The organism is Protofrankia sp. CiP1_Cm_nod3, from assembly GCF_982290655.1.
The window spans coordinates 24560-34858 of sequence record NZ_CEVIVD010000010.1; the positions used below are offsets into that span (position 1 = coordinate 24560).

General features: G+C 73.7%; 8 protein-coding genes. 2 read left to right on the top strand and 6 right to left on the bottom strand.

Features of this window, described 5'->3' with window-relative positions; all coding sequences use genetic code 11:
- On the top strand, positions 1-1418 hold a 1418-nt coding region (locus tag AC5LUJ_RS04100), incomplete at its 5' end, for an SbcC/MukB-like Walker B domain-containing protein (RefSeq protein ID WP_493464484.1).
- Between the two features lie 111 nt (positions 1419-1529).
- On the opposite strand, the gene proB is transcribed toward AC5LUJ_RS04100, so the two are convergent.
- The 4 genes from proB to rplU are packed head-to-tail and all read right to left on the bottom strand — an operon-like array spanning position 1530 to position 4904.
- Positions 1530-2648 carry a glutamate 5-kinase gene (proB, locus tag AC5LUJ_RS04105; RefSeq protein ID WP_250285403.1) on the bottom strand — a complete coding sequence of 373 codons (1119 nt, stop codon included), beginning with the start codon at positions 2646-2648 and terminating at the stop codon, positions 1530-1532.
- A complete protein-coding gene (gene obgE, locus AC5LUJ_RS04110; RefSeq protein WP_250285402.1) occupies positions 2645-4261 on the bottom strand; it encodes a GTPase ObgE in 1617 nt (538 codons plus the stop codon). The genes proB and obgE overlap by 4 nt, the downstream gene beginning before the upstream one ends.
- Positions 4262-4310: 49 nt before the next feature.
- Complete coding sequence (rpmA, locus tag AC5LUJ_RS04115; RefSeq protein WP_047222877.1) at positions 4311-4580, bottom strand: 50S ribosomal protein L27; 270 nt, start codon at positions 4578-4580, stop codon at positions 4311-4313.
- 6 nt (positions 4581-4586) lie between these two features.
- On the bottom strand, positions 4587-4904 hold the full coding sequence (rplU, locus tag AC5LUJ_RS04120) for a 50S ribosomal protein L21 (RefSeq protein WP_131766001.1): 318 nt from the start codon (positions 4902-4904) through the stop codon (positions 4587-4589).
- Between the two features lie 533 nt (positions 4905-5437).
- Between rplU and AC5LUJ_RS04125 the strand changes: the two genes are divergently transcribed.
- Positions 5438-6049, top strand: a complete 612-nt coding sequence (locus AC5LUJ_RS04125) for an MFS transporter (protein ID WP_250285401.1) — start codon at positions 5438-5440, stop codon at positions 6047-6049.
- A gap of 112 nt (positions 6050-6161) precedes the next feature.
- Here the strand turns inward: AC5LUJ_RS04125 and AC5LUJ_RS04130 are convergent, their stop codons facing one another.
- Together AC5LUJ_RS04130 and AC5LUJ_RS04135 are read right to left on the bottom strand one after the other, a co-directional pair.
- Positions 6162-8768 carry an Rne/Rng family ribonuclease gene (locus AC5LUJ_RS04130; RefSeq protein ID WP_493464485.1) on the bottom strand — a complete coding sequence of 869 codons (2607 nt, stop codon included), beginning with the start codon at positions 8766-8768 and terminating at the stop codon, positions 6162-6164.
- 687 nt (positions 8769-9455) lie between these two features.
- Positions 9456-10217 carry a TIGR03936 family radical SAM-associated protein gene (locus AC5LUJ_RS04135; RefSeq protein WP_250285400.1) on the bottom strand — a complete coding sequence of 254 codons (762 nt, stop codon included), beginning with the start codon at positions 10215-10217 and terminating at the stop codon, positions 9456-9458.
- Positions 10218-10299 lie beyond the last annotated feature (82 nt).

Here is a 10299-nt window from a genome sequence, read left to right on the forward strand (position 1 = left end):
ACGGAGCCACCGGCCACGGGAGCGCCGGCCACGGAGCCACCTACGGCTCCGCCGGCCAGGCCGATCACAGGACCGTCGATCACAGGCCCGTGGACCACGACGCCGTGGTCGGCGTCGCGCGGCTGGGAGAGCTGCCCGCGGGCCCCGACCTGCCCGCTGTGCTCCCCGTCGACGTGTTCGAGCAGGCCGCGGCCGGCCTGGCGGACCGGGCCGAGGCGCTCGCCGCGCAGGCCGACGACCTCCCGGCCGCCGAACGGGCGCTTGAGCGGGCCCGTCAGGAGGAGACCCGGGCCACGGCCGACCTGGCCGGCCACACCGCCGGTGAGCAGCTCGCCCGCACCCGAGCGCAGGAGTGCCGGGCCCGGGCCGAACGGCAGCGGGCCAGCCTGCCGCCGGAGCTGCGGGACGTCGGGCGGCTGGCCGCCCGCCAACGCGAGGTCGCCCAGTTCGCCGACGCCTACTCCGACTGCCACGCGGCCGCTTCGGCCACGGCCCTGGCCGAGGAGGAGTACCGCCGCGCCGCGACCGGCGCCGGCCACGACGCCCACGACGCCGGCTTCCCGGACGTGGCCGCGGCCCAGGCCGCCTGCCGGGAGGAAGGCTGGATCCTCGGCACCGAGGCACGTCTGACGGCCTATCGCGACGATCTTGTCACGGTGCGCTCGCAGCTGGCCAGCCCCCAGCTGGCCGTTGATCCGGACACACCGGCACCGGTGGCCGAACGGGAGGCGGAGGCGCTCGCGGCCCGGCAGCGGCACGAAGCGGCGCTCACCGAGGCGGCGCGCGCCGGCGACCGGGCCCGGCGGCTGTCCGACCTGGTGCCCGCGTTCGCCGCCGCGTTCGCCGCGGTACCACCGCTGCGCGAGGCCGCGGCGGAACTGCGCGGCCTCGCCGAGCTGGCCACGGGCCGTGGTGGCAACCGTCACGGCATGCCGCTGTCGAGCTTCGTCCTCGCCGCCCGTCTCGAGGAGGTCGCGGCGGCGGCGAGCGGACGCCTGGCGGCGATGAGCGGCGGCCGGTTCACCCTCGTCCACGACAGCGGTGAGCGGCGGGACCGGCGCCGGCGGGCCGGCCTCGGCCTGCTGGTCGAGGACGCCTGGACGGGCCGGCGGCGCGACACCGCCACCCTCTCCGGCGGGGAGACCTTCCAGGCCGCCCTGTCCCTGGCGCTGGGCCTCGCCGACGTGGTCACCGCCGAGTCCGGCGGCCAGGCCATGGACGCGCTGTTCATCGACGAGGGCTTCGGCAGCCTCGACCCGGACAGCCTGGAGGAGGTCATGAACGTCCTGGACAGCCTGCGCTCCGGCGGCCGCCTGGTCGGCATCGTCAGCCATGTCGCGGACCTGCGCCAGCGCATCCCCACCCAGATCACCGTCATCAAACAGCCCCACGGCAGCCACGTACGCACCACCATCTGAGCTGGCCCTCAACGCGCAAGCCGTAGGTGGAAACCGGTGCCGCCGTGACGTTTTCCACCTACGGTGGCGGCAGCCGTAGGTGGAAAACGTCGTGGTGACGACGGTTTCTGCCTACGGTCTCCGCTGGAGGAGCACGATGTCGTCGCGGTGGACGATCTCTCGTTCGTAGGAGGAGCCGAGTTCCGCGGCCAGGTCGAACGTCGAGCGGCCCAGCATCCCGGGCAGCTCCGTGGCGTCGTAGGCGACCAGGCCGCGGGCGACCGGCCGCTCGGACGGGTCGACCAGGTCCACCGGGTCGCCCGCGACGAAGTCGCCGTCGACCCTGGTGACCCCGGCAGGCAGCAGCGACACCCGCCGGTTCACGATCGCGTTCACCGCCCCGTCGTCGAGGAACAGCCGGCCCTGCGGGGTGGTCGCGTGCTCCAGCCACAGCAGCCGGGACGCGCGGCGCGGGCCGCTGGGGTGGAACACCGTCCCCACCTCGGCGCCGGCTAGCGCGGTGGCGGCGTTCGCCGCCGAGGTGATCAGTGTCGTGACCCCGCCCGAGGCCGCCATCCGGGCAGCGTCGATCTTGGTTGCCATGCCGCCGACGCCCACGCCGGCGCTGCCGGTGCCCCGGGTGCCGACCCCGTCGAGGTCGGCGTCCGTCCGGACCTCGCGGATCATGGTGGCCGGGCCGCGCCGAGGGTTGGCGTCGTAGACGCCGTCCACGTCCGAGAGCAGGACCAGCAGGTCCGCGGAGACCAGATGCGCGACGATCGCGGCGAGGCGGTCGTTGTCACCGACCCGGATCTCCTGGGTGGCCACCGCGTCGTTCTCGTTGACGACGGGGACCACGCCGAGTTCCAGCAGCCGGTCGAGGGTGGTCCGGGCGTTGCGGTAGTGGGTGCGGCGCACCACGTCGGTGGCGGTGAGCAGCACCTGGCCGACCTGGTGGCCGGCGCGTCCGAACGCGGTCGCGTACCGGTGCACCAGCATGCTCTGCCCGACGCTGGCCGCGGCCTGCAGGGTCGCCAGGTCCCGGGGGCGGCGGGTCAGGCCCAGTGGCGCGAGCCCGGCGGCGATGGCTCCCGAGGAGACCAGTACCAGCCGGCCGGCCCGCGGCAGGAGCGCCCGGACCAGGACGTCGACGCGGTCGCCGTCGATACCGCCGGCCGCGGTGGTCAGTGACGACGAGCCGACCTTCACCACGACCCGGTCGGCCCGCAGCACGAAATCACGGTCTGTCACGCTTCGAGCTCGTCCTCCCGGCCATCGGAGCTGCCGGAACGGTCAGGGCCGCCCGAACGGTCGAGGCCGCCTGGATTGTCCAGGTCGAGAATGTCGGGAGCCTCAAGGTCGGGGGCCTCAAGGTCGTCGGTGATGTCCGGGCCGTACGGGCCGGCGTTCTGGTCGGTGAGAACTTCGCGGCCGCGGGCCCGGCTGGCGAGCCGCTGCGCACGGGTCAGCCGGGTGGAGGTGACCAGCCGGTCGTCGCTGCCCCGCGGGCCGAGGGTCGACTCCGGCCCGGCCGCCCCATCTTCATGATCATCGATGATCCGGCCGCCACGGCGGCTCAGCTGCGGCTCCCAGTCGAAGGTGACGTCACCGATGGTGACCGCCACGCCGGATTCCGCGCCGAGCCGGGCGAGTTCGGCCTCCACCCCCAGCCGGGCGAGGCGGTCGGCGAGGAAGCCGATCGCCTCGTCGTTGCTGAAGTCGGTCTGCCGGACCCAGCGCAGCGGCTTGGCACCGGCCACGACGAACCCGTCGTCATGCGCACGCACGGTGAAGTCGGGTTCGTCAACCGCGCGGGGCCGGATGACGACCCGCTGGAACGCCTGCGGCGGCCGCGCGGCACGATGTTCGGCGACCCGTTCGGCCAGGGCGAGCGAGAGCGCCCGCACGCCTTCGCGGGTCGCGCTGCTCACCGCGAGGACGTCCAGCCCACGGGCGGTGAGCTCGGGGGTGACCAGCTCCGCCAGCTCGCGGGCGTCCGGAACATCGATCTTGTTGAGGACGACGGCGCGCGGCCGGTCGGACAGGTCCGTCGAGTAGGCCGCGAGCTCGGACTCGATCACGTCCAGGTCGGTCAGGGGGTCGCGACCGGGTTCGAGGGTGGCGCAGTCGAGCACGTGGACGATGAGCGAGCAGCGTTCGACATGGCGCAGGAACTCCAGGCCGAGGCCGCGCCCGGTGCTCGCGCCGGGTATGAGGCCGGGGACGTCGGCCACCGTGTACGGCGCGTTGTCGCCGGCCTGTACCACGCCGAGGTTGGGCACCAACGTCGTGAACGGGTAGTCAGCAATCTTCGGCCTGGCGGCGCTGAGTACCGACACCAGCGAGGACTTGCCCGCGCTGGGGAAACCGACCAGCGCCACGTCGGCAACGGTCTTGAGCTCGAGGACGGCGTCGAGCTGCTCCCCCGGCTCGCCGAGCTCCGCGAACCCGGGGGCTTTGCGCCGGCTGGAGGCAAGCGCGGCGTTGCCCCGCCCGCCGCGCCCGCCACGGGCGAGGACCACGGAGCTGCCAGCACCGACAAGGTCGGCGATCTGCTCGCCGTCCGGCCGCAGGACGACGGTGCCGTCCGGCACGGGCAGGACGAGGTCGGTGCCGTCGGCGCCGTGCCGGTTGGAGCCCTGGCCGGGCCGCCCACCAGATGCCCGCTGGTGCGGGTGGAAGTGGAAGTCCAGCAGGGTGGTCACGTCCGGGTCGACCCGGACGATGACATCACCGCCCCGGCCGCCGTTGCCGCCGTCCGGCCCACCGAGCGGCTTGAACTTCTCCCGGTGGACCGACGCGCAGCCATGCCCACCATCACCCGCGGTGACGTGGAGGACGACGCGGTCAACGAAGGTGGGCACCGCACCGCTGCTTTCCTCAACCGCGGCCGACCGGCAACACCCGCCTGGATCAGGCGGACAGAAGCTCCTCGGCGGGTATGACGTTGACGACCCGACGGCCCCGCCGGGTACCGAACTGGACATGCCCGGCGGCCAGCGCGAACAGCGTGTCGTCGCCACCGCGGCCGACCTGCCCACCAGGGTGGAAGTGTGTGCCACGCTGCCGGACGATGATCTCGCCGGCGTTGACATACTGGCCGCCGAAACGCTTCACACCGAGACGCTGGGCGTTCGAGTCGCGGCCGTTGCGCGACGAGCTCGCGCCTTTCTTGTGCGCCATGTCGCTTCAGGCCTTCCCGGTCTCGATACCGGTCACCCGCAGGCGGGTCAGCTTCTGGCGGTGACCCTGCCGCTTGTGGTAGCCGGTCTTGTTCTTGAACTTGTGGATCCTGATCTTGGGACCCTTGACGATCTCGACGACCTCGGCGGTCACCTCGACGGACGCGAGCGCGTCCCTGTCGTGGGTCACCACGTCGCCGTCGACAAGCAGAAGAGCGGGCAGATTGACGGCCGCACCCGGCTCGCCCGGAACGAGCTCGACGTCGACGACATCGCCGACGGCGACCTTGTGCTGCTTGCCGCCGCTGGCCACGACCGCGTACACCGGTTCTCCTTGCTGAAGTCGGACGGGCGTTGGAGCACCCGAGGACAAGACGGCGCGACCGCTGACGGACACCGCCACCCTCAGGGGCTCTGACTGGCGCGGCGAAAACACCCCGCACCCGGCCCTGATTGCACTACCTTAACACCGTCGGCCAACCACAACGCCGCTGGCCAGCCGGGACCGGCCGCTGGTCAGCCGTTCAACCGGCCGCTGGCCGGCCGCACCGACACCGACGCGGACCGCCACGACATTACCACCATGCCGGCGAGCCCCTCGAACACCGGCAAGCCCCCGGAATGCCGGCAAGCCTCGGAACGGCATGTACCGGCCCGGCGCCGGCCCGCGCGACAGGCCCGCGGCGGACGCGCCCACACCCACCCACCAGACGCATCCCGCCATGGCACGGATGAACCATGGCGGTCCGCTCACGGGCACGCAACCATCCACTCTGGGGGTGGCTGCCCGGACCGGCAGCCGTCGCGGCAACGCCAGCCAGACGGGGGTGCACGGTGGGGTGGGTGGGGTGGCAGGTCGTGATCTGGAGCGCTGGTGCTGTGACGGTCGCCGCCGTCCTGACCGCCGGGTGGCCGCTGGTGGCCGCGGCCCACGCCACGGACCCGCCGCGCCGGTCGGCGACGATCGCGGCGTCCGCTGTCGTCATCACGACCGTGACCGGGGTGGCCGTCAACGATCTGATCGGCCTTCCCACCGCGTTGCGCGCCCTGTGGGCGCTGGGCACGGCGGGCGCCGCGTGCTGGCTCGCGGTGCAGGCCCGCGGCCTGACCACGGCCGGCGGCTTCGCCACGAGGACCGGCGCCACGAGGAGCGGAACCGCGAGGACCTGGGCCGCAAGGAGCGGGAAGGCCGAGAAGAGCGACGGTGGCCCCGGCCCCGACCCCGACGGCGACTCAGACGGCGACACCCTCTGCGCCCAGGACGACGTCGTCCAGGCGCTGGTGGTCGCCTCCTACGCCCTGCAGATGGGGGACAGCCACCGCGCCAGCGACGCCGTCGACGGCGCGCTCCAGCGGTCCCGGGCCGTCCTGGACGCGCTGCTGCGCGAACGCCAGCGGGGTGACTTCGTCCGCCGGGAGCCGGTGCGGTCGTACCGGACGGTGGCGGACGCGTCCGCCGGCCGGCACTGAAACCACGGCCGGGCAGCCACACCGGCAGCCGGAAGCCGCCGGCGGAAGAATCCCTGCCGACGGCAGGCCGGGGATCCCGGTCACGGGCCAGGATCCCGCGGTGCGCGACCGGTCAGCTCTCGCGGGCCGCGCCTCCGACCGTCTCCAGGTCGCCCGGCGCGCTCTCCTGGGGCGGCGCGACCGCCCGCGAGGCACGCCGACGTCCGGCACGCGCTCCCGATGACCGGGATCCGTTCGACGACGGCCCCGGGCCGTTGGCCGGGCCGTCGTGGCCGGCCGTGTCGTGGCCGGCCGTGTCGTGGCCGGCCGTGTCGTGGCCGGCCGCGTCATGAACGGCCGCGTCATGAACGGCCGCGTCATGAACGGTCTCCGTACCGGGAGCTGTGCTGTCAGCGGGCTCGGTGCCGGGTGCTGGGGGCACGGCAGCGGCCGAGGCCGCCCCGGGCGGCTGGGCATCCGGGGCGATGGCGCCCGATGCCGCGCCAGCCGTTGCCACCGCGCCCGACGGCGCGCTGCCTGCCGACGACGGTGGCACCGGCGGGTCGGCTGGCGCGCCGCCCCGCGCGGGCGCGGACGCGCCGTCCAGGTGCAGGATCACCCCACGGCCGCCGCAGTGCGCGCACGGCTCGCTGTACGCCTCCAGCAGTCCCTGGCCGACCCGTTTGCGGGTCATCTGCACCAGCCCGAGGCTGGTCACCTCCGCGACCTGGTGGCGGGTGCGGTCCCGGCCGAGGCACTCCGTCAGGCGCCGCAGGACGAGCTCGCGGTTGCTCTCCAGCACCATGTCGATAAAGTCGATGACGATGATCCCGCCGATGTCCCGCAGCCGGAGCTGGCGGACGATCTCCTCGGCGGCCTCGAGGTTGTTCTTGGTGACCGTCTCCTCGAGGTTGCCGCCCTTGCCGGTGAACTTGCCGGTGTTGACGTCGATGACCGTCATGGCCTCGGTGCGGTCGATCACCAGGGAGCCACCCGAGGGCAGCCAGACCTTGCGCTCCAGGGCCTTGGCGAGCTGTTCGTCGACCCGGTACTCGTCGAAGACGTCGACCCGGCCGGCATGCCGGCGGACCCGGTCACGCAGGTCCGGCGCCACCATGTCGACGTAGTCCTCGATCATCGTGGCCTCTCCCGCTCCCTGCACGACCAGCTCGGCGAAGTCCTCGTTGAAGATGTCCCGGATCACCCTGATCACGAGGTCGGGCTCACCGTAGAGCAGCGCCGGTGCGCTGGCCTTCGCCGCCTTGCGGCAGATGTCCTCCCACTGGGCCGACAGGCGGGCGACGTCCCGGGCGAGCTCCTGCTCGCTGGCGCCCTCGGCGGCGGTCCGGACGATCACTCCCCCGTCCTCCGGCGTGATCTTCTTCAGGATCGCCTTCAGGCGGGCACGCTCAGTGTCCGGAAGCTTACGGCTGATCCCGGCGTTCTGCCCGTCCGGCACGTAGACCAGGTAGCGGCCGGGGAGGCTGACCTGGCTGGTCAGCCGCGCCCCCTTGTGACCGATCGGGTCCTTGCTGACCTGGACGACGATCGGCTGGCCGGACTTCAGCACCTGCTCGATCTTGCGGGGCCGTCCGTCGAGCCCGCTGGCGTCGTAGTTGACCTCACCGGCGTACAGGACGGCGTTGCGTCCCTTGCCGATGTCGACGAACGCCGCCTCCATGCTCGCGAGCACGTTCTGGACCCGGCCGAGGTAGACGTTGCCCGCGTACGACCAGGAACTGGCCCGGGTGACGAAGTGCTCGACGAGCACCCCGTCCTCAAGTACCGCGATCTGGGTGCGGTCACCGGCGTTGCGGACGATCATGCGCCGTTCGACTGCTTCCCGGCGGGCGAGGAACTCGGCCTCGGTGACGATCGGCGGACGGCGCCGGCCGCTGTCCCGGCCCTCCCGCCGGCGCTGCCGCTTGGCCTCCAGCCGGGTCGAGCCGCTGACCCCGCGGACCTCGTTCGCCCGACGGGCCTCGTCGTCGCGGGCCCGGCTCTCGCGCACGTGCACGACCGTCACCGGCGGGTCGTCGGGAGCGGCGTCGTCGACGAACCCGGAGCCGTCGCGTCGCCGGCGCCGGCGACGGCGGCGCGAGGTGCCCGACAGCGCCTCGTCCTCCTCAAGGGCCCCGCCGGCCGGGCCGGCCTGCCCGGCCCGGGGCCGCGCGGGCTCATCGGGGTCCGCCGGCTCCCGGTCCGCCGCCGGCCGTGGGTCGTCGGCCCCGGTGCGACCGGAACCGGGTGTGCTGTCCAGGCCGTCCTCGTCGGGACGGCCGGGCGCCCCGTCGAAGGCGGCGCTGTCCAGCTCGTCGATGTTGTCGGTCTCCTCGTCGGCGCGAGCCCGGCCGCGTCCCCGCCGGCCACGGCGGCGCCGGCGCGTCGAACCGCCGTCGCCGTCGCCGTCGCCGTCGCCGTCGTCGGCCGCCAGATCGGCCGCCGTCGGCGCGTCGACATCGGTGTATCCGGCGAGCTCCGGCTCGGGCTCGGGATCTTCGTCGACGCGCGGGCCGGCGCCAACGGCCGGCCCCGGCCCGGACCGCGCGTACCGCCGGTCCCCACCGGTATCGGCAGACGGGCCGGCCGCGGCGGTGGCCACTTCGCCGGAGCCGTTCACGGCGTCCCCGTTCACCCTGTCGGCACCGAACGAGAAGGTGTCGCTGGCAGGTGGCGAGGACTCACGGCGGCGGCGCTGCACCAGCTCGATCGCGGCGGGTTCGGGCGCCTGGAAGGTCACCGCCGTGACCGCCCGGCCACGGCGCAGCCGTGGCTTCGCGGCCGGGGCGGCGTCGCCGGTCGCCGACGTCCGCGGTCCGCCGGCCCGCGTGGCCGCGGAACCACTAAGATCAGAAAGGGACGGATCAGGCTCGGACGCGGCCGGCAACGACCGCTCGGAACCGGTGGGTTGGACGGCCGTCGGCTGCGCCGCCGTTACCGACGGCTCTGTTACCGGCGGCTCAGCCGACCGAGCCGGCCGAGCCGGTGCCGACGGCGCTGCCGTCGACAGCGCGGCTGCCGGTTCTGGCGGATTGTTCGTCGCGGCGGCCGGCTCGCTGGTCACGTCCTCGCTGGTCACGTCCTCGCTGGTCACGTCGCCGACGGCTACCGGTTCGTCCGGTGGCAACGGCGTACCGGGTGGCTCGGGTGACCCGGCCGGGGCCTGCGCGCTGATGTCAGCGGCGGTTGCGGCCCCGTTCCCGGTCAGGAGCTCGGGCGGAGGTCCGGCTGATCGTCCGGCGGCGCGCCGCCGTCTCGGCGCTGGACGAGTGATGAGTGTCTCATCGGAGCCTGTCAAAATGTCTTCGGGCACGGGTTATGAAGCCTCTCGGGGTCCCCGGGCGCGCTGCTGTCACAGTCGCGACCGCTCAGGAACCACTGTCTCGGTCCGGCGGCGTACCACCGGCGAATCCTGCGACACCCTGCATCACGCATCGATTCGGCCGACCAGTCGTCCCGCGTCGTCGCGGTCCGGCATGAGCGGATCCGCCACGGTGCCATCCGCCAGCAGCCGACCTTGCCCGAGCCGCAGTGGTTCGGGTGGTACTGGCGGCCGGAGGCCGGCGACCACACAGAGGGCGGTCAGCATGTCGTCGGGTCGTACGGCGGGCGTCGTGTGCCGCACAACCGTATCCAGTATCGCACACGTGTCGTTCTCCGCACGGCAAACCATCAAGACCACTGCCTGACGGACATCGAAGCGCCGATGTCCGTCCTTGGTGACCCGCTCCACCTCCACCAGGTCACGGGCGAGCAGCACGTCGACGGCGGCGGCCAACGCGGTGGGCGCGACACCCGGCAGCCGGATCCACCAGTGCGACGCGTCCACCAGCTCCGCCAGCGGTGTCGCGGCCGCCTGCGCGCAGGCCACCACGTCCAGCCCGGCTGGCAGGGCCGCGTCCAGCGCCTCCCCCAGCGCCCGGGGCTGGCGGTGCTCGGCCAGGGCGAGCTCGACGTACTCGGCCTCGCTGGCGGCGCCCGTGGGGGCGGCGCCCAGCCAGGAGATGCGCGGATGCGGGCTGAAGCCCGCCGAGTACGCCATCGGGACGCCCGCGCGCCGCAGGGCACGCTCGAAGGTCCGTGCGACATCCCGGTGGGACAGAAAACGCAACCGCCCCCGCTTGGCGAACCGCACCCGCACCCGCGCGACGACCGGTGGCGGGGGCGGGCCCTCAGGACGCCGCGGCATCGGCTGTCCTGCCGGCGCTGTCCGAGGCGCCGGGGCCACCCGGGTTCCCGAGTCCGTCGGGGGCACCGGGGCCGTCGGGGGC